Below are 24,854 nucleotides of genomic sequence, written 5' to 3'. Positions count from 1 at the left end.
CGCTCCAGCGGCCCCGGCCACGCTGACGCGAGAGGTACCAGCAGGTACGCTCAACGCGATATGAGCAGCGAGAACCTCCCCCAGAGCCCGGAGCAGCAGCTCCGCAAGCCGCGCGTGGCCGTCGTGTTCGGCGGCCGCAGCTCCGAACACGGCATCTCGGTCGTCACGGCCGGCGCCGTCCTGAACGCCATCGACCGGACCAAGTACGACGTCCTGCCGATCGGCATCACGACGGACGGCCGCTGGGCGCTCACCGCCGACGAGCCGGAACGCATGGCCATCAAGGACCGGCAGATGCCGGACGTGGCCCAGCTGGCCGAGTCCATCGAGGGCAGGGTGGTGCTCTCGGCCGACCCCGGCAGCCGCGAAGTGGTGTACAGCGAGCCCGGCTCGGTCCCCAAGGCGCTGGGCGAGGTCGACGTCGTCTTCCCCGTGCTGCACGGCCCCTACGGCGAGGACGGCACTCTCCAGGGACTCCTGGAACTCTCGGGCGTGCCGTACGTCGGCGCCGGGGTGCTCGCCTCGGCGATCGGCCAGGACAAGGAGTACATGAAGCGGGTCTTCACCTCGTTCGGGCTGCCGGTCGGCCCGTACCTCGTGGTACGCCCCCGCGAATGGGACACGGACCCCTCCGGTGCCCGCAAGCGCATCGTGGACTTCGCCGGTGACCACGGCTGGCCGCTCTTCGTCAAGCCCGCCCGAGCCGGTTCGTCCTTCGGCATCACCAAGGTCGACGACCTGTCCGGTCTCGACGAGGCGATCGAGGAAGCCCGCCGCCACGACCCCAAGTTCCTGGTCGAGTCGCTGCTGCGGGGCCGCGAGATCGAGTGCGGGGTGCTGGAGTTCGAGGACGGCCCCCGCGCCAGCGTGCCCGCCGAGATCCCGCCGGTCACCTCGCACGACTTCTACGACTTCGAGGCCAAGTACATCGACTCGGCCGCCGGGATCCTGCCCGCCCCGCTCACCGAGGAGCAGACGGCGGAGGTCCAGCGCCTCGCGGTCGAGGCCTTCGAGGCCGCGTCCTGCGAGGGCCTGGTGCGCGCCGACTTCTTCCTCACCGAGGACGGCGGCTTCGTGATCAACGAGATCAACACGCTGCCGGGCTTCACCCCGATCTCCATGTATCCGCGGATGTGGCAGGAGAGCGGTGTGAGCTACCAGGAGCTGGTGGACCGGCTCATCCAGGCCGCCTTGAACCGGTCGACCGGCCTGCGCTGAGACGGCTTCGCACCGTGGGGCGTGCACTCGCGACGCGGGGTGCACGCCCTACGGGCTGCTGGGGACCGTCTTCTTGACAGCAGGGGCGAACGCGGCCAACGGGCTCGCGTCATGGGCGTACGCCGTCGAGAGGCTGACCTCGACGTATGCCTTGCGATAGGTCGTCGTGAAGCGCGGGCCGGCGTCCTCCGGCTGCTCCAGCAGCCAGTTGACGCCGTCCGCCTCGGCCCCCTTCGCCATCGGGTCGTCCATCTTCGCGGGCCGGGGGACGCCGCAGCGCAGTACGATCGCTCCGTCCCCCCACTCGGCGGTCAGTTCGGACTTCGTCCCGGTGTCACCACGGTCGAGACCGGCAACGGTCCTCGGCAGTTCCTTGTGCAGCGCACGACAGTAGGCTGCGGCTTCCGGAGACGGAGTGGGAACTGTGACCGACGCCGTGGCGTCCGTCGAGGAGCAGCCCGCCGCGGCCAGCAGCAGCGCGGCAACGGACGGACCGAGAAACAGTGGGTGGCCGAACCGGCGGCGCAGTGATGTCACCGACCCAGCGTAGACGGGGACTACAAATGAACGACCGGGCAGGTCAGGGTTCGGGTGATGCCTTCCACCTGCTGGACCTTGGCGACCACCATGCGGCCGAGTTCATCGACCGTGTCGGCCTGGGCACGCACGATCACGTCGTAGGGGCCGGTGACGTCCTCTGCCTGGATCACTCCCGGAACTTTGGCGATGGTCTCGGCGACGGTCGACGCCTTGCCCACCTCGGTCTGAATAAGGATGTACGCCTGTACCACGGAACCTCCAGGGCGGCCACGAGGATCATGTGGGGGAAAGGGACGCCACGGTATCGCGTTGCCGCGGGCCGCGGGGAGACCTACGGGCCGGTTGACGTCCACAGCGTGGCGTACGCAAGACACAGGTTGACGTATCTCTTGACAGTACCGACAGCAGGGACGGCCCGCGAGCGCGAACGCAGCGGTGCGAACGGGGGACGGGCATGCCGATGAGAACCGGTGCAGACTGCTCCCTGCGACGGCGGCCGGTCCACGATCCGGACCCCCGGTCGCTGAAGCAGCCCGGACGATCGTCCGGCGCGATAGATGAGAGGTGAGACTCGGTGAAGGGAACCGTGGGCGAGTTGGGGGAGTTCGGGCTCATCAGGGAGCTGACTTCCCGGCTCACCACCACTCCGGCGGTACGGCTCGGTCCCGGCGACGACGCCGCGGTCGTGTCGGCCCCCGACCGCAGGGTCGTGGCCAGTACGGACATCCTGTTGGAGGGACGGCACTTCCGCCGCGACTGGTCGACGGCGTACGACGTCGGCCGCAAGGCCGCCGCCCAGAATCTCGCAGACATCGCCGCCATGGGTGCCGTGCCCACCGCGCTGCTGCTCGGCCTGGTCGTCCCCGCCGAACTCCCGGTCACCTGGGCCGGCGAGCTGATGGACGGCCTCCGTGACGAGTGCCAGGTCGCCGGCGCGGCCGTGGTCGGCGGGGACGTGGTGCGCGGCGAGACGATCACCGTCTCGATCACCGCACTCGGTGATCTGCGCAACCACGAACCGGTCACCAGGTCCGGTGCCCAGCCCGGCGACGTCGTCGCCGTCACCGGCTGGCTCGGCTGGTCCGCCGCCGGGTACGCCGTGCTCTCCCGCGGTTTCCGCTCGCCGCGCGCCTTCGTCGAGGCCCACCGCCGCCCCGAACCGCCGTACCACGCGGGCCCCGCGGCCGCCGGTCTCGGCGCCACCGCGATGACGGACGTGAGCGACGGACTCGTCGCGGACCTCGGGCACATCGCCGAGGCCAGCAAGGTCCGGATCGATCTGCGTTCCGGACTGATCGACATCCCCTCGCAGATGTCCGACATCGGACAGGCCGTCGGCGTGGATCCGCTGCAGTGGGTGCTGACCGGGGGAGAGGACCACGCGATCGTCGCCACCTTCCCGCCGGACGTGAAGCTGCCCGCCCGCTGGAAGGTGATCGGCGAAGTCCTCAACCCCTCGGCGCTGCCGCAGGTGACGGTCGACGGAGCGCCCTGGACCAGCAAGAGCGGCTGGGACCATTTCGGGGACATCGAGGACGCGCAGTAGATTCAGGCACATGCCCTCGACTGCTGCCGTACCCGCCCGTGTGCTCACCGTCGCCGGATCCGACTCCGGCGGCGGCGCGGGCATTCAGGCCGATCTGAAGACGATGCTGGCGCTCGGTGTGCACGGCATGAGCGTGCTGACCGCCGTCACGGCCCAGAACTCGCTGGGGGTGCAGGGCGCCTGGGAGTTGCCCGTCGAGGCCGTACGCGCCCAGTACCGCAGTGTGGTGGACGACATCGGTGTGCGGGCGGTGAAGACCGGCATGCTGTCGTCGGCCGCGCTCGTGGAGACCGTGGCCGAACTCCTCGCGGACACCGACGCCCCGGTCGTCGTGGACCCGGTCGGGGTCTCCAAGCACGGGGACCCGCTGCTGGCCGCCGAGGCACTCGATTCGGTACGGACGAAACTGCTCCCGGTCGCCACGGTCGCCACCCCGAACCTGGACGAAGTCGCGCAGCTCACCGGTGTGAACGTCACGGACGAGACCGGAATGCGGCAGGCCGCCACCGAGATGCTCGGGTTCGGGCCGCGCTGGGTCGTCATCAAGGGCGGGCACCTGTCCGGCGAACCCGTGGATCTGGTGACGGACGGCGCGCGGGAGCACTGGCTGCGCGCGCCGAGGCACGACAACCGGCACACGCACGGCACCGGCTGCACACTCGCCTCCGCCATCGCCTGCGGACTGGCCCTGGGGCAGGACGTACCGACAGCGGTGCGGAGCGCGAAGGACTATGTCACCGGGGCGATCGCGGCGGGCTTCCCGCTGGGCGCCGGGATCGGCCCCGTCGACCACGGCTGGCGGACGCGCACCGTGTGAGCACGCTGGGCACAGCAAAAAGCCGGTCCACCGAGGCGGACCGGCTTTTTGGGCAACCGGAAGGCTGCGCTACGACGGGAACGTCAGCGCGCGACCTTGCCGGCCTTGATGCACGAGGTGCAGACGTTGAGCCGCTTCGGCGTCCGACCGACCACGGCACGCACGCGCTGGATGTTGGGATTCCAGCGACGGGACGTACGGCGGTGCGAGTGCGAAATGTTGTTGCCGAAGCCCGGCCCCTTGCCGCAGACGTCGCAGTTGGCAGCCACGGGTCACTCCAAAGACTTCAGGTGCACTTACAGTGAATTCCGGCGCGCCGGATTCATGTGACTGAAGTGGCGGTACCGGAGGAATGGCCCGACTCTCGTCGGGCAACCGAAGCAGCATACAACGGCCGCGTCGGTGGAACGAAACTACCATGGGTTCCGCCGCCCCCCGCCCGCCCCTGTCTCCGCCGGACCCGGCGCTCGGGGACTACTCTGCGGTGCAGCCGGCCACGTACGGCCGATTCCGAGGAGGACCGACAGGTGCCGCAGACCGCCGACGACATGGACGCCGTCGCGGTGCGTACCTGGTGCTCACTGGCCCTGGAGGCGCTGGGCCGGGAGCGCGCGGCGATCGACGCGATCAATGTGTACCCGGTCGCGGACGGGGACACCGGGACGAACCTCTATCTGACGGTGGAGTCCGCGACCCAGGCCGTCGAAGCGGTCTTCGCCGCACACGAGACCGGCACGACGGCCCCCGTCGCCGCCGACGCGGTACGGGCCATGGCGCACGGGGCGCTGATCGGCGCCCGCGGGAACTCCGGCACGATCCTGGCCCAGCTGCTGCGCGGGATGGCGGGGGTGCTGGGCGACGGCCACGACGCGGACCATCTGCGCCGGGCGCTCACCGCCGCCGCTGCCGCCGCCCGGCAGGCCGTCGCCCACCCTGTCGAGGGCACCGTGCTGACGGTGGCCTCCGCGGCCGCCGAGGCCGCCGGGCGCACGGCGGACGACGCCGGAACCGCAGAGGTCGCACGGGCGGCGTACGAGGGGGCGCGGGCGGCCCTGGAGGAGACGCCCGGACAGCTGGAGGTCCTCGGGCGCGCAGGCGTCGTGGACGCCGGTGGCCGGGGCCTGGTGACGGTGCTCGGGGCGCTCGTCGAAGCGGTCTCCGGGAGGGCGCCCGAGCACATGTACCCGGCCGCGCCCGCGCCCCAGGTCGCGGTGGTGGAGAGCTGCGCGCAGGGCGGACCGGCCTTCGAGGTCATCTACCTGCTGGAGGCCGCGGACGACGCCGTGGACCGGCTGCGGAACCGGCTCGACCGGCTCGGCGACTCGCTCGTGGTGGTGGGCGGCGACGGGCTGTGGAACGTCCATGTGCATGTCGACGACGCGGGTGCGGCGGTGGAGGCGGGCGTCGAGGCGGGGCGGCCGTACCGGATCCGGATCACCCACTTCGGTGCGGACCGGGTGCACGCCCAGGCCGAGCCCGTGCAGCGCGCGGTCGTCGTGGTGGTCCCCGGCGACGGCCTTCGCGGGCTGTGCAAGGAGGCCGGCGCGACGACGGTCCTGGCGCGCCCCGGCGAGCCGCCCGCCAGCGGCGAACTGGTCGACGCGATCCGCCGGGCGCACGCCCGCGAAGTGGTTCTGCTGCCCAACGACGCCGAGTTGCGCCACACCGCGGCCGCCGCCGCCGAACAGGCCCGCGCGGGGGGAGTCAGGGTCGCCCTGATCCCGACCCGGGCCGCCGTCCAGGGCATCGCCGCCCTCGCCGTCCACGAACCCGACCGCAGCTTCGACGAGGACGTGGTGGCGATGACCGCCGCCGCCGGTGCCACCCGCTACGCCGAACTGGCCGTCGCCGAGCGGCAGTCGTGGACCATGGCGGGCATCTGCCAGGCCGGCGACGTCCTGGGCCTGATCGACGGCGATGTCGCGGTGATCGGCGAGGACGTGCCGGAAACGGCCCGCACCGTGCTGGACCGCATGCTGGCGGCGGGCGGTGAACTGGTCACCCTGGTTCTGGGCGAGGACGTCCCCGACAGCCTGGCCGACGCGCTGGAGGAGCACGTGCGCGAGGGCTATCTGGCGGTCGACACGGTGGTGTACCGGGGCGGCCACCAGCGCGCTCCCCTGCTGATCGGCGTGGAGTAGGGCCGGGGCGGGACGTCCGGCGCGCGCTCGGCCGCCTCGTCGAACTGCCCGGCGCCGCCGAGGACTTCGGCGAGCCCGAGGTGCAGCTGGGCCCGTCCCGCAGCAGGGGCGTCGAGCGGCGCGTCCACCGCCCTGCTCGGGGCCGCCGACCAGGGGATTCCGGTGATCCCGGTGGTGCCCGCCGGACATCTGTCAGTGGTGTGGTGTGCAATGGATCGCGTGTCTGCGTTCGATGAACCCCTCAAGAAGCTGCTCGGCGGAGCCACCGCGAAGGTGATGGCCGAACATCTCGACCTGCACACGGTCGGTGATCTGCTGCACCACTACCCGCGGCGGTACGAGGAGCGCGGCCGGCTCACCGCCCTGGCCGACCTCCCGCTGGACGAGCACGTGACGGTGGTCGCCCAGGTCGCCGACGCCCGCATCCTGATGTTCAACAACGGCCGCGGCAAGCGCCTCGAAGTGACCCTCACCGACGGCAACGGCCGCCTCCAGCTGGTCTTCTTCGGCCACGGCGTCCACAAGCCGCACAAGGAGCTGCTGCCGGGACGGCGCGCGATGTTCGCGGGCAAGGTCTCCGTCTTCAACCGGAAGATGCAGCTGGCCCACCCCACGTACCAGCTGCTGGACGCCGAGTCCATCGACGGGGCCGAGGCCACGGAGGCGGTGGACGCCTTCGCCGGGCGGCTGCTGCCGATCTACCCGGCCTGCAAGCAACTGGACTCCTGGCGGATCGCCAAGGCCGTCGACACCGTGCTGCCCAGTGCCGCGGAGGCCGTCGACCCGCTGCCACCGGGTCTGCGCGAGGGCCGCGGATTCACCTCGCTCCCGGAAGCACTGCTGAAGGTCCACCGCCCGCAGACCAAGGCGGACATCGCGCAGGCCAGGGACCGCCTGAAGTGGGACGAAGCGTTCGTCCTCCAGGTCGCGCTGGCCCGCCGCAGATACGCGGACACCCAGCTCCCGGCGGTGGCGCGCAGACCCCGGCCCGACGGACTGCTCGACGCCTTCGACGCCAAGCTGCCCTTCACTCTCACCGAAGGACAGCGGAAGGTCTCCGGAGAGATCTTCGACGACCTGGCGACCGAGCACCCGATGCACCGGCTCCTCCAGGGCGAGGTCGGCTCCGGGAAGACGATGGTCGCCCTGCGCGCCATGCTCGGCGTCGTCGACGCGGGCGGACAGGCCGCCATGCTCGCGCCCACCGAGGTGCTCGCCCAGCAGCACCACCGGTCCATCACCGAAATGATGGGCGAGCTGGCCGAGGGGGGAATGCTGGGCGGCTCCGAACAGGGCACGAAGGTGGTGCTGCTCACCGGCTCCATGGGGGTCGCGGCCCGCCGTCAGGCGCTGCTCGACCTCGTCACCGGCGAGGCCGGGATCGTGATCGGCACACACGCGCTGATCGAGGACAAGGTGCAGTTCCACGACCTGGGCCTGGTCGTCGTCGACGAACAGCACCGCTTCGGGGTGGAACAGCGCGACGCCCTTCGGTCCAAGGAGAACGCCCAGGGGGAAAGGAGGCCCCCGCATCTGCTGGTCATGACCGCCACCCCCATTCCCCGCACGGTCGCCATGACCGTCTTCGGCGACCTGGAGACGTCCGTACTGGACCAGCTCCCGGCCGGCCGCTCGCCGATCGCCAGCCATGTCGTCCCCGCCAAGGACAAGCCGCACTTCCTCAGCCGCGCCTGGGAACGGGTCCGGGAGGAAGTGGAGAACGGGCACCAGGCCTATGTGGTCTGCCCCCGCATCGGCGACGACGCCGAGGACGAGGCGGCCGGCGGGAAGGGGAAGAAGAAGGCACCCGAGGACGACGGCGAGAAGCGCCCGCCGCTCGCCGTCCTGGAGATCGCCGAACAGCTCGCCAAGGGCCCCCTGGCCGGTCTGCGCATCGAGGTGCTGCACGGCAGGATGAATCCCGACGACAAGGACGACGTGATGCGCCGCTTCGCCGCGGGCCAGGTCGACGTCCTCGTCGCCACCACCGTCATCGAGGTCGGGGTCAACGTCCCCAATGCCACCGCCATGGTGATCATGGACGCCGACCGGTTCGGCGTCTCCCAGCTGCACCAGCTGCGCGGCCGGGTCGGCCGTGGCTCGGCCCCCGGGCTCTGTCTGCTGGTCAGCGAGGCCCATGAGGCCAGTCCCGCCCGTGCCCGGCTCTCCGCCGTCGCCGCCACGCTCGACGGCTTCGAGCTGTCCCGGATCGACCTCGAACAGCGGCGCGAGGGCGATGTCCTGGGCCAGGCCCAGTCCGGCGTCCGCTCCTCGCTGCGGATGCTCACCGTCATCGACGACGAGGAGGTCATCGCCGCCGCCCGCGAGGAGGCCGTGGGGATCGTCGCGGCCGACCCGGAGCTGGAGCGTCTGCCCGAACTGCGGATCGCGCTGGACGCGCTGCTCGACAAGGAGCGCGAGCAGTACCTCGACAAGGGCTGACGGGTCCGGCAGCGGGCGACGGGTGCGCGGGCCCGATCCGCCACGACGCCATATCGTGGGTGCCACGGCGCCGCAGCACCCTGTGGGCCACCCACGAACCGAGGACCAGACACCCATGACCCGCGTGATCGCCGGCTCGGCCGGCGGACGCCGCCTGGCCGTCCCGCCCGGCACCGGCACCCGCCCCACCTCCGACCGTGCGCGCGAGGGACTCTTCTCCACCTGGGAGGCGTTCCTGGGCAGCCTCCACGGCACCCGAGTCGCGGATCTGTACGCGGGCTCGGGCGCCGTCGGCCTGGAGGCGCTCTCCCGCGGCGCGGTCCACGCACTGCTCGTCGAGGCCGACTCCAAGGCCGTCCGCATCGTCCGGGACAACGTCCGCACGCTCGGCCTGCCCGGCGCCGAGGTCCGTACCGGCAGAGCGGAACAGATCGTGACCGGACCGGCGCCCGCCGAGCCGTACGACGTCGTGTTCCTGGACCCGCCGTACGTCGTGACCGACGGCGATCTCGGGGAGATACTGCTCACACTCCGTGCTCAGGGGTGGCTCACGGTCGACGCGCTCGTCACCGTGGAACGGAGCACCCGAGGCGGAGAATTCAACTGGCCCGAGGGATTCGAGCCACTGCGGGCCCGTCGCTACGGCGAGGGAACGCTTTGGTACGGTCGCGCCGCCTCTACGTGCGAAGACGCACGATGACCGGACCGGAGAGCGAGGGAACCAAGTTGCGCCGCGCCGTCTGTCCGGGGTCATTCGACCCCATCACCAATGGACACCTCGACATCATTGGCCGTGCCTCGAAACTGTACGACGTCGTACACGTCGCGGTGATGATCAACCAGTCCAAGAAGGGTCTGTTCACGGTCGACGAGCGGATCGACCTGATCCGTCAGGTGACCGCGGACTTCGGCAACGTCCAGGTCGAGTCCTTCCACGGGCTCCTGGTCGACTTCTGCAAGCAGCGCGACATCCCGGCGATCGTGAAGGGCCTGCGGGCCGTCAGCGACTTCGACTACGAGCTGCAGATGGCCCAGATGAACAACGGCCTCTCCGGCGTCGAAACGCTCTTCGTGCCGACCAATCCCACCTACAGCTTCCTGTCGTCCTCCCTGGTCAAGGAGGTCGCCACCTGGGGCGGGGACGTCTCCCACCTGCTTCCCCCCGTGGTCCACCAGGCCCTCACCGAGCGTCTCGCCGGGCGCTGAGGCACTGACTGTCCGTCACCAGGTGTCGGGCGGGCGCCGACTGGCCGTACAGTCGTCCCGTCCGTCTCCAATCGGCTGTAGAGAGTGGCGAGCACACGGTGGACGTGCAGAAGAAGCTCGACGAGATCGTCGAGGCGGTCGGCAGCGCCCGGTCCATGCCCATGTCGGCTTCGTGCGTGGTCAACCGCGCCGAGCTGCTCGCGATGCTCGAAGAGGTGCGCGAGGCCCTGCCCGGCTCGCTCGCCCAGGCCCAGGAGCTCATCGGCGGGCACGAGCAGCTGGCCGAGCAGGCCCGTCAGGAGGCCGAACGGATCATCGAGGCCGCGCACGCCGAACGCACCTCGCTGATCGCCGGGACCGAGGTCGCCGTGCAGTCGCGCAGCGAGGCCGACCGCATCCTCGACGAGGCCCGCCGGGAGGCCGCGGAGGTCCGCGCCGAGGCCGACGAGTACGTCGACAGCAAGCTCGCCAACTTCGAGGTCGTCCTCACCAAGACCATCGGCTCCGTCGACCGGGGCCGCGAGAAGCTCCTCGGCCGCGGCCAGGCCTTCGACGAGCAGGGGTACGAGGACCCGGACTTCGCCGAGGCCCCCGAGCGCAGCACCGATCCGGCCACGCTCCAGCGCCGTGCCGACGAGTACGTGGACACCAAGCTCGGTGCCTTCGAGGCCGTGCTGGCCAAGACCCTGGAGGCGGTCGGCCGCGGTCGGCAGAAGCTGCACGGCCGGGTCGCCACCGACGAACTCGGCGCGCACATGGCCGCCCAGGACGCGGCGGGCAACCAGGGGCACATGAGCGACGAGGACCACTGGGCCGGCCTCGCCGAGCTCGCCACCCCGGAGCCGCAGCCCGCGCACCAGCAGGTCCAGCCGCACTTCCCGGCCCAGGCCCAGCCGAGCTACGCGGAGACGTACGGGTACCAGGAGCAGCCGCAGCAGGACGTCTACCAGTACCAGCAGCAGCCGGACCCGTACGCCGCCTATCAGCAGCAGGGCTACGACCAGAGCCAGGCCCAGCCGCAGGCCCAGAACTACGACGGCTGGCAGCAGCAGCCCGTGCACCCCCAGCAGACCCTTCAGCCGCAGGGTGAGAGTGCCCTCGACGAGACCAGCCTGTTCGACACCAGCATGATCGATCTGGATCAGCTCCGCCGGTACGAACAGGAGCGCTGACCGGTCCCCGCGGCGGTCCGGTCGCCACGGCGGTCCGGGCCTTGCGGGGGACCGGCGGACCGGATTGGGAGCTGAGCGGTGCGTCCAGTATCCTGGCTCTTCGGTCGCGCGTATGACCGCGATCCCTGCTGCCCGATTCGAATCCGAATCCGGTCAGCCCTCCCCACGCTGCGTGACGCACATGATTTCGAAAGCAGGAAAAGCCCTGAACGGCCACCTCGACCACCGAAACCCCCTCGTGTTCGACACGCACGAGCTGGGTCGGCGTCCCGGTGCCCTCCAGCGGCTCACCCGCACGGTGGACGCACCCGGTTCGCCGGCCCTCGGTATCGACGAGGTCATCGGTGTGCCGGAAGGCGCGCCCGTGGAGTTGGACCTGCGCCTCGAATCCGTCATGGAAGGGGTGCTCGTCACAGGCACCGCCCGTGCGTCGGCCGAGGGGGAGTGCGTAAGGTGTCTGGAGCCGCTGCACCAAGAGGTCGCGGCGGACTTCCAGGAGATGTTCTCGTACCCTGACGCCGATGACCGTGGCCGCAGCAGCAAGGCGGAACCGGCCGACGACGCCGAGGACGACGAGGACAGGCTCTTCATCGAGGACGGCCTGTTCGACCTCGAACCAGTGCTGCGCGATGCGGTGGTGCTCGCACTGCCGATGCAGCCGGTGTGCCGGGAGTCCTGTGCCGGTCTGTGTTCCGAATGCGGAATCAGGCTGGACGAGAACCCCGGTCACCACCACGATGCCGTCGACATTCGTTGGGCGGCACTGCAAGGACTCGCCGACACCGTTCAGGACGGCGAGAAGGACAACATGGGCGGCGCCGAAGCGGGCGTCGACGAGAAGCAGGAGAAGTAGCCGTGGCTGTTCCGAAGCGGAAGATGTCGCGCAGCAACACGCGCCACCGCCGGTCGCAGTGGAAGGCTGCGGTCCCCACCCTGGTTTCGTGCGAGCGTTGCCAGGAGCCGAAGCTGCAGCACATCGCGTGCCCCAGCTGCGGCACGTACAACAAGCGCCAGGTCCTCGAAGTCTGAGCGGCTGGTGAGAGGCCCGATGTCTGAGTTGTCCAACGCCAAGAAGCAGGCAGACAACGTCAACACAGCCTCGTCCCACACGCTTCTGGAAGGGCGGCTCGGGTATCACCTCGAGTCCGCCCTTCTGGTGCGTGCGCTGACCCATCGCTCCTACGCGTACGAGAACGGCGGTCTGCCCACCAACGAGCGCCTCGAATTCCTCGGGGATTCGGTGCTCGGCCTGGTGGTCACGGACACGCTGTACCGCACCCACCCCGACCTGCCTGAAGGCCAGCTGGCCAAATTGCGGGCCGCGGTGGTCAACTCGCGTGCGCTGGCGGAAGTGGGCCGCGGCCTCGAACTCGGCTCCTTCATCCGGCTCGGCCGCGGTGAAGAGGGCACGGGCGGCAGGGACAAGGCGTCCATCCTCGCCGACACCCTCGAAGCGGTGATCGGCGCGGTCTATCTCGACCAGGGGCTCGGCGCGGCCTCGGAGCTGGTCCACCGGCTCTTCGACCCGCTGATCGACAGGTCCTCCAACCTCGGCGCCGGCCTGGACTGGAAGACCAGCCTCCAGGAACTCACCGCGAGCGAGAGCCTCGGCGTCCCCGAGTACCTCGTCACGGAGACCGGCCCGGACCACGAGAAGACCTTTACTGCTGCTGCTCGCGTCGGTGGTGTCTCGTACGGCACCGGCACCGGCCGTAGCAAGAAGGAAGCGGAGCAGCAGGCGGCGGAGTCCGCCTGGCGCGGGATCAGCGCCGCCGCGGAAGCACGGGAGGCCGCGGCGAAGGCCGCTGCCGACGGAGGGGCCGCCGACACCCCTGCCGACCCCTCGCCGTCCACGGACGTCGCTCCGGCCTGACCCGAGAACCCCCTCGGAGCCCTGCGCACCGAGGGGGTTTTCCTGCCCGCATATGCTTTTCATCTCCCCGTTGTTCACTTCTCGCACTTCTCCAGGAGCGACACCGTGCCCGAGCTGCCCGAGGTCGAGGTCGTACGACGGGGTCTCGCGCGCTGGGTCACCGGCCGTACGGTCGGCGAGGTCGAGGTGCTGCACCCGCGTGCGGTCCGCCGCCATCTCGCGGGCGGAGTGGACTTCGCGGCCCGGCTCGGCGGTGCCCGCTTCGGAACGGCCATGCGCCGCGGGAAGTACCTCTGGATACCGCTGAACGACGCGTCCAGCTCGCTGCTCGGCCACCTCGGCATGAGCGGACAACTGCTCGTGCAGCCGCAGGACGCCCTCGACGAGAAGCACCTGCGCATCCGGATCCGCTTCGACGACGACCTCGGTACCGAACTGCGCTTCGTCGACCAGCGGACCTTCGGCGGGCTCTCGCTCCACGAGTGCGCAGCCGACAGCACGGACGGGCTGCCCGACACCATCGCGCACATCGCCCGCGATCCCCTGGACCCGGCATTCGACGACGCGGCGTTCCAGACGGCCCTGCGGCTGCGCCGGACGACGATCAAGCGCGCTCTGCTCGATCAGTCGCTGATCAGCGGAGTCGGCAACATCTACGCGGACGAGGCGCTGTGGCGCACCAAACTGCACTACGACCGGCCGACCGCCACCCTCACCCGCCCCAGGTCCGCCGAGTTGCTGGGGCATGTCCGTGACGTGATGAGCGCGGCGCTCGACCAGGGCGGCACCAGCTTCGACAGCCTCTATGTCAATGTGAACGGCGAGTCCGGTTACTTCGACCGCTCGCTCGACGCCTATGGACGCGAGGGCGAGCCCTGCCACCGCTGCGGTACGCCGATGCGGCGCCGGGCGTGGATGAACCGCTCCAGCTACTTCTGCCCGCGCTGCCAGCGTCCGCCGCGCACGGCTTCCTGAGGGCTGTCCGGCGAGTCGGCGCCGCAGAGCCCCGGCCTCCGACGGCGCACGTCGCGGGTGGGTCTCTCCGACCGGCGCGGGGCCGTTCCACGGAATTGGCTGCGGGCATGCCTGACCCCCGTGTTACATGGGTGTCATGGTGTCCACCGACCGACTGCTGGCCTTCGCGGCCATGTCGTTCCTGCTGATCGTGGTTCCCGGCCCCAGCGTGCTGTTCGTGATCGGGCGGGCACTGGCGCAGGGGCGCCGGGCCGCGCTGACCACGGTCGCGGGGAACACGCTCGGGGCCTACGTACTCGTCGTGGCCGTGGCGCTCGGGGTCGGGGCCGTGGTCGAACGCTCGGTCCTCGTCTTCACGGCGCTGAAGCTCCTGGGCGCCGCGTACCTGGTGCATCTCGGTGTCAAGGCGGTGCGGCAGCGCGGGGCGTTGCATGCCGCGTTCACCGGTGATGGTCCCGCGCGCGGCAGTCTGCGCACGTTGTGGGAGGGGTTCGCGGTCGGCGTGGCCAACCCCAAGACCATCGTGTTCTTCGCCGCCGTACTGCCCCAGTTCGTCGACCGTGATCAGGGGCACGTCACCGTTCAAATGCTGGTGCTCGGTCTGGTCTTCAATGTCATCGCGGTGGCCTCCGACACCGTGTGGGGGTTGGTCGCGGCCACCACGCGAAGCTGGTTCGCCCGCTCACCGCGGCGGCTCGCCCTGATCGGCGGGGTCGGTGGGTTCACGATGATCGGCCTCGGTCTGACTGTCGCCGTGACCGGCCGCAAGGACTGAGGTCCCCCGGCCGGACCCGGCCTCGGGGAGACCGTCTCGGCCGGGCGGCTGCGCCGGTCCTGCGCGGACGGGAGGTGCGAACTGACCCGGGCCAGGCCCTGAGGTTTCTCGTTCGGATCAGGCCGCATCGGCGAGCGGGGCCCGGTGCTGTGGATCGTACGGCGGAGGGACGTCCGCATACCGGATGCATGCGGACGTTCCGACAACGCGGCGAGGTGCCGTAGCTGTCGTCGTGCACCCGCCAGGGATTACGGGACGGCCCTCAGCCCCGGCCTTCCGGGCCCGGGTGGGCCTCGTCGTAGCGGTCACGGGCCCGCAGCACCTCGGGCATCCGGCCCTCGACGAGTTGGATCAGCCCGAGCAGCCGCTCGGCGACCTGTCGGCCCAGGGGCGTCAGTTCGTAGTCGACGCGCGGGGGATTGGTCGGCTGGGCCTCGCGGTGCACCAGGCCGTCCCGCTCCAGGGCGTGGAGCGTCTGCGAGAGCATCTTCTCGCTCACCCCGTCGACCCGGCGGCGCAGCTCGTTGAAGCGGAAGCCGCCCTCGTACAGCGCTCCCAGCGTCAGGCTGCCCCAGCGCCCGGTGACATGCTCCAGCGTGCCGCGCGAGGGGCACTGCCGGGAGAACACATCGAAGGCGAGCGCGTCCAGACGGGAATTCTCGTCCATACGCACGAGCTTACGTCCGCACAGCGCTCACCATCGGGTCGCGCTTTCTTGTGGTGGGTGGGTGCTGCGGCTCAGAAACCGAAGTCCTGCGTCCACCAGGGGCCGCCCGCGCCGTAGTGCACGCCGACGCCGAGCGTCTTGTAGTCGCAATTGAGAATGTTCGCCCGGTGGCCGTCGCTGTTCATCCAGGAGTCCATCACGGCCTGTGCGTCGGCCTGGCCCCGGGCGATGTTCTCGCCCCCGAGTCCCTGCACGCCGGCCTTCGACGCACGGGCCCAGGGGGTCCGGCCATCCGGGTCGGTGTGGTCGAAGAAGCCGCGGGCGGCCATGTCGTCGCTGAAGTTCTGGGCGAGCAAGGTCAGTGCGGAGTCGGCCGTCACCGGACTGCAGCCGACCTTCGCGCGCTCCTGGTCGACCAGGGCGAGCACGGCGGCCTGGGCGGAGTCGGCCGCGGCCGACGCCGTGGACCTGCGGGCGGCCGGAGCCGAGGGCGCGGAGGTCTCCGGAGCGGCCGACGACGCTTCGGAAGCGGCCGGGGCGGCGCTCTTCCCGGCTTCCGCCGCGCCGGTCTTCGGCGCCGAGGTCGACGGGGACGGGTTCGCCCGCCCCTTCGGCCGGGACGTCTCCGACGGGGAACCGGACGACGGGGAGCCTGCCCGGGACCGTGCGCTCGTCGGCCCATCGGTGCGTCCGGCACCGCGGCCTGCCTCGGTCGACGCGGTGGAGCGGTCGGCGGGCGCGGTGGACAAGCCGCCCTGGCCCAGCAGATTTGGAGCCCCCTCGGTGCGCACCCGGTCGGCGGCCGAGCCGCCGTTCGTGTGCGTGTCACCGCCGGGCAGCAGACCGGAGGCGACCGCCACGGCTCCCACGGCAAGGGCAGCGGAGACGCCGACCAGCCCCGTACGCACAGATGCTCCGGACCGCTTCCCGTGGTGCTTGCCCCGGTGCCGACCGGTGTCCCCCGTCGCGGGGTCCTGAGCGGCAGGAGCTGCTGCGGAGCGTCGATGACGTCCCATCTGCTGAGCCCTTCCGACGATCTGTACGCCGCTCTCGGCGTCAACATGCCTCACCCGATCGGGTGAGGCTATTGCGACGGGACTGTACGCCATGGGCTATTGGAGCAAGGTGCTCCGAGAGCAATCGGCCGGTTAGCGTTCGGGCATGAACGAAGACGTACGACTCACCGCCTGGGTGCGCGGCCGCGTGCAGCAAGTCGGCTTCCGCTGGTTCACCAGGGCAAACGCCCTGGAGATCGGTGGTCTCACCGGGTTCGCCCTCAATCTCGACGACGGCAGGGTGCAGGTCGTCGCCGAGGGCCGGCGTGAGAATTGCCACCGTCTGCTGGAGTGGCTGCGCTCGGACGACACACCCGGGCGCGTTGACGGAGTCACTGAGATCTGGGACACGCCGCGCGGCGGTTACGAGGGTTTCGCGATCCGCTGATCCGAGCCCGGAACGGGTCCGACGCGAGCGCTGTGTTCGGACGGTGTTCGACGCGCGGCGCGCGGTGACGGGGCGGGGTGCTCATCTGCGTACACATGAAATGACCTGCGAAATGACCGGGTGGTTGCCAAGAATCGGTTGGCGTGCCAGGCTGCGGCAGTAAGGATGATCTCCACGCCCTCCAGGGCCCCGCAGGAGAGTCGCGCCGCATGATGGTGAAGCCGCGCGCCCCAGGGCTGCCCGTCTCTACAGGGTGTGATCGTGTTGACCGTCAAACTTTTTGGTGAGACGCTGAAATCCCCGCGCACCTTAGCTGTTCGGCAGAGCTGTTTGGCAGCAGAACAGCAGTGAATACAGAGCACTGCCGAGCACCGCGGGTGCGAATCCCTCACGACCCACACCGCATCGGTCGGTCACTCAGTGTGGAGGACCATCCATCATGGCAAAGGCGCTTCTCGGTTACGTCGGCGGTTCCGACCCGCGACTCCTCGCCGAGATGCGACGGCTCCAGCAGCGCGTCCAGGATCTCGAATCCGAGCTTGTACGGATTCAGGACGAGAACGACGCGCTCAACGCCGCCGCCCAGCACCAAGAGTCGCTGCTCGACAGCATCGACATCGACGTACCTCAGGCGGAGCCGGCGCTGACCTGACCGATGGCCACAGGGCCGGTCGGGCTGCCCCGCGTCAGCCGTCCGAGATCATCACCCGGATCGTCGCCGGATCATTGAAGATCACTGCTCTTGATCTGTCACCTTCGTGACATGTCCTTGATCCGTCATGTGCCGCTGCACCAGTACACCGCACACGCAACACCGCACAAGATTTAAAGGGGCGCTCCGGCGTCCCTTCTTTCTTTCCCTTCGGACCTGTGCGGCCCCGCCCCGGACGCGGACCCCTTCCCTTACCGTCTGATGTGCCCTGCACCTTCATCAGCGAAACCGAGAGTGAAAGGTAGAGTCCGGCGGCGTGCACCTCAAGGCCCTGACCCTGCGCGGTTTCAAATCGTTCGCCTCCGCCACGACGCTGCGGTTCGAACCCGGTATCACGTGCGTCGTCGGTCCCAACGGGTCGGGCAAGTCCAATGTGGTGGACGCGCTCTCCTGGGTCATGGGGGAACAGGGTGCCAAATCATTGCGCGGCGGCAAGATGGAAGACGTAATCTTCGCCGGCACCACCGGTCGGCCGCCGCTCGGGCGGGCCGAGGTTTCGCTGACCATCGACAATTCCGATGGAGCGCTGCCCATCGAGTACGCCGAAGTGACGATCACTCGGATCATGTTCCGCAACGGTGGCAGCGAATACCAGATCAATGGCGACACCTGCCGACTCCTGGACATCCAGGAACTCCTCTCGGATTCCGGTATCGGCCGGGAGATGCATGTCATTGTCGGGCAGGGGCAGCTGGACTCCGTGCTCCACGCCGATCCGATGGGGCGGCGCGCATTCATCGAGGAAGCCGCGGGCGTGCTCAAGCACCGCAAGCGGAAAGAGAAGGCGCTGCGGAAACTGGACGCGATGGGAGCCAATCTGGCCCGCGTCCAGGACCTGACCGACGAGCTGCGACGCCAGCTGAAACCGCTGGGCCGGCAGGCGGCCGTGGCACGCCGGGCCGCAGTCATCCAGGCCGATCTGCGCGACGCCAGGCTGCGACTGCTCGCCGACGACCTGGTGCGACTGCACACCGCGTTGCGCAGCGAGATCGCCGACGAAGCGGCGCTCAAGCAGCGCAGGGAGGCCGCGGAGGCGGAGCTCAGGACAGCCCTGGCGCGCGAGGCGGAGCTGGAGGACGAGGTACGGCGGCTGGCGCCGCGGCTCCAGCGGGCCCAGCAGACCTGGTACGAGCTGTCCCAGCTGGCCGAGCGGGTGCGCGGCACGATCTCGCTGGCCGACGCCCGGGTCAAGAGCGCCGGAGCGGCACCGCAGGAGGAGCGGCGCGGCCGTGATCCGGAGGAGATGGAGCGGGAGGCGGCCCGCATCCGTGAGCAGGAGGCGGAGCTGGAGGCCGCGCTGGAGGCGGCGCAACACGCGCTGGAGGACACGGCCGCCCACCGTGGTGACCTGGAAAGGGAGTTGGCGGCCGAGGAGCGCAGGCTCAAGGACGCCGCGCGGGCCATCGCGGACCGACGCGAAGGACTTGCCCGGCTGAACGGGCAGGTCAACGCGGCCCGCAGCCGGGCCGGTTCGGCGCAGGCGGAGATCGACCGGCTGGCTGCCTCCCGTGACGAGGCGCAGGAGCGGGCCGTCGCCGCACAGGAGGAGTACGAACAGCTCAAGGCCGAGGTCGATGGGTTGGACGCGGACGACGCGGAGCTGGGCGAGCGGCACGAGGCCGCCAAGCGGGAACTCGCGGAGGCGGAGGCGGCGCTCTCCACGGCCCGGGAGTCCGCAACCGCCGCTGAACGGAAGCGGGCGGCGGTCGCGGCCCGCCATGACGCACTGGCCCTCGGCCTGCGCCGCAAGGACGGCACGGGCGTGCTGCTCGGCGCGCAGGACCACCTGGCGGGCTTGCTCGGCCCGGCCGCCGAACTCCTGACGGTGGCGCCGGGGCACGAGGTGGCGGTGGCGGCGGCCCTGGGCGCGGCGGCGGACGCGGTCGCGGTGACGGATCCGGCCACGGCTGCGGAGGCGATCCGGCTGCTGCGCAAGCAGGACGCGGGCCGGGCGGCGATGCTGCTGGGCGGGGTGCGCGTCGGCGTCCCCGATCAGGGTGGGGCCCCTGATGCCGGTGTCACTGATGCGGATTCTGGTGCTGCTGGTGGTGCTGGTGGTGCTGCTGAGCCCAGTGGTGCCGGTGGTGCTGTTGAGACCGGTGGTGCCGGTAGCGCTGATGCGTCTGCTGTGCACCTGCCCGGGCAGACGCATGGCCGGGCGGACGGGCTCCACGCGCCCGCCCGCTCCTCACACATCGCCGTGGCCGGAGCGACCGCCGGAGGTCCGCCCGCCGTGGCCGACCTCGTCCGCGGGCCCGTCGAACTGGTGGACGCCGTACGGAGGCTGGTGCGGGACATGGTGGTCGTCGGCACCTTGGAGGATGCCGAGGACCTCGTCGCCGTGCGCCCGGAGCTGACGGCTGTGACCGCCGAGGGGGACATCCTCTCGGCGCACTTCGCGCACGGCGGTTCCGCCGGTGCGCCGAGCCTCCTCGAAGTGCAGGCCTCGGTCGACGAAGCCGCCCTCCAGCTGGAGGAACTGGCAGTGCGGTGCGCGGAGTTGACCGAGGAGCAGCGCCTCGCGACGGAGCGGCGCAGGACGAGTGCCGGACTGGTCGAGGAGCTGGGGGAGCGGCGCCGGGCCGCCGAGCGGGAGAAGTCCGGGGTGGCCCAGCAGCTCGGGCGCCTCGCCGGGCAGGCCCGTGGCGCCGCAGGCGAGGCGGAGCGGATGACCGCGTCGGCCGCCCGAGCCCAGGAGGCGCTGGAGCGGGCGACGGAGGAAGCCGAGGAACTGGCCGAGCGGCTGCTGGTCGCCGAGGAGATGCCGGTCGAGGCGGAGCCGGACACCTCCGTGCGTGACCGGCTCGCCGCCGACGGTGCCAACGCCCGTCAGACCGAGATGGAGGCCCGCCTCCAGGTACGTACTCACGAGGAGAGGGTCAAGGGGCTCGCGGGCCGCGCGGAAGCCCTCGACCGGGGCGCCCGAGCCGAACGGGAGGCTCGCGCCCGCGCCGAGCGGCGCCGCGCCCGGCTGCGGCACGAGGCGGCGGTGGCGTCGGCCGTCGCGTCCGGCGCCCGTCAGCTGCTCGCCCATGTCGAGGTGTCCGTCGTGCGGGCCGAGCAGGAGCGGGGGGCGGCCGAGGCGGCGAAGGCGGAGCGGGAGCGGGAGCTGGCGGCCGAGCGCAACCAGGGCCGAGAGCTCAAGAGCGAGCTGGACAAGCTGACCGACTCCGTCCACCGCGGCGAGGTGCTCGGTGCCGAGAAGCGGCTGCGCATAGAGCAACTGGAGGCGAAGGCGCTGGAGGAACTGGGCGTCGAGCCGGCCGGGCTGGCCGCCGAGTACGGCCCCGACCAGCTCGTACCGCCGTCGCCGGCGGCGGAGGGCGAGGAGCTGCCGGAGGATCCGGAGCATCCGCGCAACCAGCCGAAGCCCTTCGTCAGATCCGAGCAGGAGAAGCGGCTGAAGTCGGCCGAACGGGCGTACCAGCAACTCGGAAAGGTGAATCCGCTTGCCCTTGAGGAGTTCTCGGCGCTGGAGGAACGGCACAAGTTCCTCTCCGAGCAGCTCGAAGACCTGAAGAAGACCCGGGCCGATCTCATACAGGTCATCAAGGAGGTCGACGAGCGGGTCGAGCAGGTGTTCACCGAGGCGTACCGGGACACGGCCCGTGAGTTCGAGGGTGTCTTCTCGCGCCTCTTCCCGGGCGGTGAGGGGCGGCTCGTCCTGACCGACCCGGACAACATGCTCGCGACCGGTGTGGACGTCGAGGCCCGGCCGCCCGGCAAGAAGGTCAAGCGGCTCTCGCTGCTGTCCGGCGGGGAACGCTCACTGACGGCGGTGGCGTTGCTGGTCTCGATCTTCAAGGCCCGCCCGAGTCCGTTCTACGTGATGGACGAGGTCGAGGCGGCGCTCGACGACACCAACCTGCAGCGGCTGATCCGGATCATGGAGGAGCTCCAGGAGAGCTCGCAGCTGATCGTGATCACGCACCAGAAGCGGACGATGGAGGTCGCCGACGCACTGTACGGCGTCTCGATGCAGGGTGACGGGGTCTCCAAGGTCATCAGCCAGCGGCTGCGCTGAGCTCCCATCCTTCAAGGCTTCAATACGCTCGCAGATTGCTGCGGGACAGCTCACGCAAATGATCGAAGTTGACTTCGAAATTTGAACGAATAGTCTCTGCAACGTCGTCTTTATATTCAAGTGGTGGCAGAAGGAAAGTTATGCGCCACTTGGAGGAGCTCGCGCCCCACAAGAGCTCGTCCCCCACACCTGACGACGCGGCCAGGCATCAGGAGTTCAAGTGACCAGCATCTCGCAGGGACCGGCGTCCGGAGCCCGAGCGTCCCATCCGGACCACCTCGGCCATGTCATCTTCATCACGGCGGCCGCGGCGATGGGCGGTTTCCTGTTCGGCTACGACAGCTCCGTGATCAACGGCGCGGTCGAGGCCATCCGCAGCCGGTACGAGATCGGTTCGGGAACGCTCGCCCAGGTCATCGCCATCGCCCTGATCGGCTGCGCGATCGGCGCGGCCACGGCGGGACGCATCGCCGACCGCATCGGCCGCATCCGCTGCATGCAGATCGCCTCCGTGCTCTTCACCATCAGCGCCGTCGGTTCCGCGCTCCCGTTCGCGCTCTGGGACCTGGCGATGTGGCGCATCATCGGCGGCTTCGCCATCGGCATGGCCTCGGTGATCGGCCCGGCGTACATCGCCGAGGTCTCGCCGCCCGCCTACCGCGGTCGCCTCGGCTCCTTCCAGCAGGCCGCGATCGTCGTCGGCATCGCCATCTCCCAACTGGTCAACTACGGCATCCTGCAGCTCGCCGGCGGCGATCAGCGCGGCAGGATCGGCGGCATCGAGGCCTGGCAGTGGATGCTCGGCGTGATGGTCGTCCCCGCCGTCCTGTACGGGCTGCTGTCGCTGGCGATTCCCGAGTCGCCGCGGTTCCTGATCTCGGCCGGCAGGAAGGACCGCGCCCGGCAGATCCTGGCGGAGGTCGAGGGCACGTCCGTCGACCTCGACGCCCGGGTGGCCGAGATCGAGACCGCCATGCGCCGTGAGCACAAGTCCAAGTTCACGGACCTGCTCGGCGGACGCGTCGGCTTCCTGCCGATCGTCTGGGTCGGCATCGGCCTCTCGGTCTTCCAGCAACTCGTCGGCATCAACGTGGCGTTCTACTACTCGGCGACGCTCTGGCAGTCCGTCGGTATCGACCCGTCGGCCTCGTTCTTCTACTCGTTCACCACGTCGATCATCAACATCATCGGCACCGTGGTCGCCATGGTTCTGGTGGACCGGGTGGGCCGCAAGCCGCTCGCGCTGGTCGGCTCGACCGGTATGGCCATCGCCCTCGCCTTCGAGGCCTGGGCCTTCTCTGCCCACCTGGTCGACGGCAAACTGCCCCACACCCACGGAGTCGTGGCACTGGTCGCGGCCCATGTGTTCGTGCTCTTCTTCGCCCTGTCGTGGGGTGTGGTGGTCTGGGTCTTCCTCGGCGAGATGTTCCCGAACAGGATCCGCGCCGCGGCGCTCGGTGTCGCCGCGTCCGCGCAGTGGATCGCCAACTGGGCCATCACCGCGAGCTTCCCGAGCCTGTCCGACTGGAACCTGTCGGGCACGTACATCATCTACGCATGCTTCGCCACGCTCTCGATCCCCTTCGTGCTCAAGTTCGTGAAGGAGACCAAGGGCAAGGCGTTGGAGGAGATGGGCTGATCCCCGCTGTCCCTCCCCTCGTCCATGGAGCGCCCCGGCCCGCACCCGCGGAGCCGGGGCGGTTCCGGGCGCGGCGCGGTCAGCGCGCGACCGCGCCGCAGAACAGCCGCAGACTGCGCCATCCCTCCTCGACCGGCATCCCGCCGCACAGCGGATGCAGCACCAGGTTCTCCGCTTCCTCGGCGGCGGCGGCGCACTCGTCCGGTGTGACGACCCGGTAGACCCCTTCGTCCCGCAGCTCCGTCACCGTCGTCGCCGCCGAACGCACGGCCGAGCGGATGTCCTTGGACTGCCAGGAGGCGTACGTGCGCGCCTCGTGGAGGAAGTGCTCGCCGTACTCTGCCCACGTCCGGTCCGGGTCCTCGGACACATGCAGCAGCGGTGTCCGGGCGGCCGGCATCATGCAGAAGCCGTCCGTCCCGAACCGCGCACGCTGCTCGTGGTAGTACGCCTCCAGCTCCGGCAGATGCGCGCTCGGGAAGAACGGCAGCCCGAACCGGGCCGCGCGCCGCGCCGCGGCCCGCGAACTGCCGCCCACCAGCAGCAGCGGATGCGGCCGGGTGTACGGGCGCGGAGTGATCCGGACCGTACGGCCCCGGTACGGGAACGGCTCCCCGGTCCACGCCTGCAGCAGGGTCTCCAGCAGCTCGTCCTGGAGCCTGCCGCGCCTGCCCCACTCGACGCCCGCCTGTTCGTACTCCTCCGGCCGGTAGCCGATCCCCGCCACGGTGACCAGCCGGCCCGTGCTCAGCAGGTCCAGGACCGCGATGTCCTCGGCCAGCCGCAGCGGGTCGTGCAGCGGGCCGATGATCGCCGAGACGGTGACCGCGATCCGGCGGGTGGCGCCGAAGACCGAGCCCGCGAAGACGAAGGGGGAGGGGAGCCAGGAGTCGGCGACGCCGTGGTGCTCCTCGGTCTGTACCGTGTCGACGCCGTGCTCGTCGGCGTACGAGGCCATCTCCAGCGCGGCGCGGTAGCGGGCCGAGAGCGACTCGCGGGTGGCGTCGGGAGCGACGAGATTGAACCGGACCACTGTGAAAGCCATGACGCTTGTCCCCTTCGTCGGGCGGGCTCGGCGAGCCGGGACACTAGCTGACGAAGCGTCAGAAGGGTAGGGACGCGTCGCCTCCGGGTCCGCTCCCGCTCTCCTGCACGGCGGGGCGCGGCAGGATCGCGTACAGCGCGGCGGAGACGACGATCGTGGCCGCCCGGCCCAGTCCGTGGCGCCCGGTCCAGGAGTCGGCGAACGGGCCGGATGCTGCCGCTCGTGAGGGAGAAGAGCAGATTCAGTACGGCGAGCAGGGCGTAGGTGCCGGTGATCGCGTTCACCGTCTCCCAGCCCCAGCGGGCGATCCGGATCGGCGCGCCGGGCAGCAGATTGCCGCGCCGGCCGAAGACGGCCCGGGAGAGCGCCCTGCCGGGAGCCCCACCCTCCCGGCTCGCGACCGAGACCGGGCCGACCAGTCCGAAACTGATGACCGGCGCCACGATCACGACGATGAGCACCTGCCAGAAGTTCAGTCCTCGAAGACGATGAGCCCCGCGCCCATGGTGAGCGGCAGCACGGCCGGATTCGCACCGGCCCAGGTGGCGAAGAGGGTCCGGACCCGGCCGGTGCGCTCGCTGTCGGGTACGGGCTCCAGGCCGCGGGTCTCCACGGACAG

Annotated in this window: 23 protein-coding genes and 1 pseudogene; 17 read left to right on the top strand and 7 right to left on the bottom strand. The window is 70.4% G+C overall.

Translation table 11 applies throughout. The features are described from left to right. Positions 1-60: 60 nt before the first annotated feature. Positions 61-1,218 (top strand): D-alanine--D-alanine ligase family protein, encoded by a 1,158-nt coding sequence (locus ACF1B9_RS26050; RefSeq protein WP_391742818.1) that lies wholly within the window; start codon positions 61-63, stop codon positions 1,216-1,218. Positions 1,219-1,266: 48 nt separating this feature from the next. Here the strand turns inward: ACF1B9_RS26050 and ACF1B9_RS26045 are convergent, their stop codons facing one another. Beyond that, positions 1,267-1,755: a DUF3515 domain-containing protein gene (locus tag ACF1B9_RS26045; protein ID WP_391742819.1), complete on the bottom strand. Its 489-nt coding sequence runs from the start codon at positions 1,753-1,755 to the stop codon at positions 1,267-1,269. Positions 1,756-1,775: 20 nt separating this feature from the next. Then, positions 1,776-2,009 (bottom strand): Lrp/AsnC family transcriptional regulator, encoded by a 234-nt coding sequence (locus ACF1B9_RS26040; RefSeq protein ID WP_093899132.1) that lies wholly within the window; start codon positions 2,007-2,009, stop codon positions 1,776-1,778. 323 nt (positions 2,010-2,332) lie between these two features. Between ACF1B9_RS26040 and ACF1B9_RS26035 the strand changes: the two genes are divergently transcribed. Then, the gene (locus tag ACF1B9_RS26035) at positions 2,333-3,304 is read left to right on the top strand and encodes a thiamine-phosphate kinase (protein WP_391742822.1); all 972 of its coding nucleotides are present in this window, start codon (positions 2,333-2,335) and stop codon (positions 3,302-3,304) included. Positions 3,305-3,314: 10 nt separating this feature from the next. After that, positions 3,315-4,121 (top strand): bifunctional hydroxymethylpyrimidine kinase/phosphomethylpyrimidine kinase, encoded by an 807-nt coding sequence (thiD, locus tag ACF1B9_RS26030; RefSeq protein ID WP_391742823.1) that lies wholly within the window; start codon positions 3,315-3,317, stop codon positions 4,119-4,121. A gap of 83 nt (positions 4,122-4,204) precedes the next feature. On the opposite strand, the gene rpmB is transcribed toward thiD, so the two are convergent. Further along, positions 4,205-4,390: a 50S ribosomal protein L28 gene (gene rpmB / locus ACF1B9_RS26025; RefSeq protein ID WP_030928661.1), complete on the bottom strand. Its 186-nt coding sequence runs from the start codon at positions 4,388-4,390 to the stop codon at positions 4,205-4,207. Positions 4,391-4,648: 258 nt separating this feature from the next. Here rpmB and ACF1B9_RS26020 point away from each other — a divergent pair, with 258 nt between their 5' ends. From ACF1B9_RS26020 to ACF1B9_RS25975, 10 genes are all read left to right on the top strand, one after another. Beyond that, the gene (locus tag ACF1B9_RS26020) at positions 4,649-6,262 is read left to right on the top strand and encodes a DAK2 domain-containing protein (protein ID WP_391742825.1); all 1,614 of its coding nucleotides are present in this window, start codon (positions 4,649-4,651) and stop codon (positions 6,260-6,262) included. 210 nt (positions 6,263-6,472) lie between these two features. Beyond that, entirely contained in the window at positions 6,473-8,704 is a 2,232-nt protein-coding gene (gene recG, locus ACF1B9_RS26015) for an ATP-dependent DNA helicase RecG (RefSeq protein WP_391742827.1), read from the top strand. A gap of 115 nt (positions 8,705-8,819) precedes the next feature. After that, positions 8,820-9,404, top strand: coding sequence for a 16S rRNA (guanine(966)-N(2))-methyltransferase RsmD (gene rsmD / locus ACF1B9_RS26010; RefSeq protein ID WP_391742828.1), 585 nt, complete (start codon positions 8,820-8,822; stop codon positions 9,402-9,404). Positions 9,405-9,430: 26 nt separating this feature from the next. After that, positions 9,431-9,910, top strand: coding sequence for a pantetheine-phosphate adenylyltransferase (coaD, locus tag ACF1B9_RS26005; protein WP_391742947.1), 480 nt, complete (start codon positions 9,431-9,433; stop codon positions 9,908-9,910). A 98-nt stretch (positions 9,911-10,008) separates the two neighbouring features. Next, entirely contained in the window at positions 10,009-11,082 is a 1,074-nt protein-coding gene (locus tag ACF1B9_RS26000; protein ID WP_391742830.1) for a cell division initiation protein, read from the top strand. A 181-nt stretch (positions 11,083-11,263) separates the two neighbouring features. Next, complete coding sequence (locus tag ACF1B9_RS25995; protein ID WP_391742831.1) at positions 11,264-11,935, top strand: YceD family protein; 672 nt, start codon at positions 11,264-11,266, stop codon at positions 11,933-11,935. A gap of 2 nt (positions 11,936-11,937) precedes the next feature. Then, positions 11,938-12,111 (top strand): 50S ribosomal protein L32, encoded by a 174-nt coding sequence (rpmF, locus tag ACF1B9_RS25990; RefSeq protein ID WP_003965982.1) that lies wholly within the window; start codon positions 11,938-11,940, stop codon positions 12,109-12,111. A gap of 19 nt (positions 12,112-12,130) precedes the next feature. Beyond that, positions 12,131-12,955: a ribonuclease III gene (rnc, locus tag ACF1B9_RS25985; RefSeq protein WP_391742832.1), complete on the top strand. Its 825-nt coding sequence runs from the start codon at positions 12,131-12,133 to the stop codon at positions 12,953-12,955. A 105-nt stretch (positions 12,956-13,060) separates the two neighbouring features. Next, on the top strand, positions 13,061-13,930 hold the full coding sequence (gene mutM / locus ACF1B9_RS25980) for a bifunctional DNA-formamidopyrimidine glycosylase/DNA-(apurinic or apyrimidinic site) lyase (protein WP_391742834.1): 870 nt from the start codon (positions 13,061-13,063) through the stop codon (positions 13,928-13,930). A gap of 127 nt (positions 13,931-14,057) precedes the next feature. Next, positions 14,058-14,705, top strand: a complete 648-nt coding sequence (locus ACF1B9_RS25975) for a LysE family translocator (protein ID WP_391742836.1) — start codon at positions 14,058-14,060, stop codon at positions 14,703-14,705. Between the two features lie 262 nt (positions 14,706-14,967). On the opposite strand, the gene ACF1B9_RS25970 is transcribed toward ACF1B9_RS25975, so the two are convergent. Further along, the gene (locus ACF1B9_RS25970) at positions 14,968-15,372 is read right to left on the bottom strand and encodes a winged helix-turn-helix transcriptional regulator (protein WP_391742838.1); all 405 of its coding nucleotides are present in this window, start codon (positions 15,370-15,372) and stop codon (positions 14,968-14,970) included. Positions 15,373-15,443: 71 nt separating this feature from the next. Then, positions 15,444-16,388, bottom strand: coding sequence for a CAP domain-containing protein (locus ACF1B9_RS25965; protein ID WP_391742839.1), 945 nt, complete (start codon positions 16,386-16,388; stop codon positions 15,444-15,446). Between the two features lie 145 nt (positions 16,389-16,533). On the opposite strand from ACF1B9_RS25965, the gene ACF1B9_RS25960 reads away from it, so the two are divergent. The 4 genes from ACF1B9_RS25960 to ACF1B9_RS25945 all read left to right on the top strand — a co-directional run bounded on the left by ACF1B9_RS25960 (position 16,534) and on the right by ACF1B9_RS25945 (position 23,190). Continuing rightward, on the top strand, positions 16,534-16,815 hold the full coding sequence (locus ACF1B9_RS25960; protein ID WP_030928628.1) for an acylphosphatase: 282 nt from the start codon (positions 16,534-16,536) through the stop codon (positions 16,813-16,815). Positions 16,816-17,254: 439 nt separating this feature from the next. Then, positions 17,255-17,467 (top strand): hypothetical protein, encoded by a 213-nt coding sequence (locus ACF1B9_RS25955; protein WP_018551753.1) that lies wholly within the window; start codon positions 17,255-17,257, stop codon positions 17,465-17,467. 316 nt (positions 17,468-17,783) lie between these two features. Then, a complete protein-coding gene (locus ACF1B9_RS25950) occupies positions 17,784-21,551 on the top strand; it encodes an AAA family ATPase (protein ID WP_391742841.1) in 3,768 nt (1,255 codons plus the stop codon). Between the two features lie 220 nt (positions 21,552-21,771). Then, positions 21,772-23,190 carry a sugar porter family MFS transporter gene (locus tag ACF1B9_RS25945; protein ID WP_391742843.1) on the top strand — a complete coding sequence of 473 codons (1,419 nt, stop codon included), beginning with the start codon at positions 21,772-21,774 and terminating at the stop codon, positions 23,188-23,190. Positions 23,191-23,269: 79 nt separating this feature from the next. Here ACF1B9_RS25945 and ACF1B9_RS25940 read toward each other — a convergent pair whose 3' ends face one another. Then, positions 23,270-24,235, bottom strand: a complete 966-nt coding sequence (locus tag ACF1B9_RS25940; protein WP_391742844.1) for an LLM class flavin-dependent oxidoreductase — start codon at positions 24,233-24,235, stop codon at positions 23,270-23,272. A gap of 218 nt (positions 24,236-24,453) precedes the next feature. Beyond that, positions 24,454-24,848 (bottom strand): annotated as a pseudogene (locus ACF1B9_RS25935) (cytosine permease); the annotation flags it as partial. Positions 24,849-24,854 lie beyond the last annotated feature (6 nt).

The sequence above is a fragment of the Streptomyces sp. NPDC014727 genome, assembly GCF_043083485.1.
GTDB lineage: Bacteria > Actinomycetota > Actinomycetes > Streptomycetales > Streptomycetaceae > Streptomyces.
Note: the sequence above shows the minus strand (reverse complement) of the source record. Positions and strands in the feature narration are given on the sequence as shown.

Excerpts from the sequence above, each read along its gene's own strand:
- rsmD (WP_391742828.1), top strand. The coding sequence starts at position 8,820 with ATGACCCGCGTGATCGCCGGCTCGGCCGGCGGACGCCGCCTGGCCGTC.
- ACF1B9_RS25940 (WP_391742844.1), bottom strand. The coding sequence starts at position 24,235 with ATGGCTTTCACAGTGGTCCGGTTCAATCTCGTCGCTCCCGACGCCACC.
- ACF1B9_RS25965 (WP_391742839.1), bottom strand. The coding sequence starts at position 16,388 with ATGGGACGTCATCGACGCTCCGCAGCAGCTCCTGCCGCTCAGGACCCC.
- ACF1B9_RS25970 (WP_391742838.1), bottom strand. The coding sequence starts at position 15,372 with ATGGACGAGAATTCCCGTCTGGACGCGCTCGCCTTCGATGTGTTCTCC.
- recG (WP_391742827.1), top strand. The coding sequence starts at position 6,473 with ATGGATCGCGTGTCTGCGTTCGATGAACCCCTCAAGAAGCTGCTCGGC.
- ACF1B9_RS25960 (WP_030928628.1), top strand. The coding sequence starts at position 16,534 with ATGAACGAAGACGTACGACTCACCGCCTGGGTGCGCGGCCGCGTGCAG.
- rnc (WP_391742832.1), top strand. The coding sequence starts at position 12,131 with ATGTCTGAGTTGTCCAACGCCAAGAAGCAGGCAGACAACGTCAACACA.
- ACF1B9_RS25975 (WP_391742836.1), top strand. The coding sequence starts at position 14,058 with ATGGGTGTCATGGTGTCCACCGACCGACTGCTGGCCTTCGCGGCCATG.
- ACF1B9_RS25955 (WP_018551753.1), top strand. The coding sequence starts at position 17,255 with ATGGCAAAGGCGCTTCTCGGTTACGTCGGCGGTTCCGACCCGCGACTC.
- ACF1B9_RS25995 (WP_391742831.1), top strand. The coding sequence starts at position 11,264 with ATGATTTCGAAAGCAGGAAAAGCCCTGAACGGCCACCTCGACCACCGA.
- ACF1B9_RS26050 (WP_391742818.1), top strand. The coding sequence starts at position 61 with ATGAGCAGCGAGAACCTCCCCCAGAGCCCGGAGCAGCAGCTCCGCAAG.
- thiD (WP_391742823.1), top strand. The coding sequence starts at position 3,315 with ATGCCCTCGACTGCTGCCGTACCCGCCCGTGTGCTCACCGTCGCCGGA.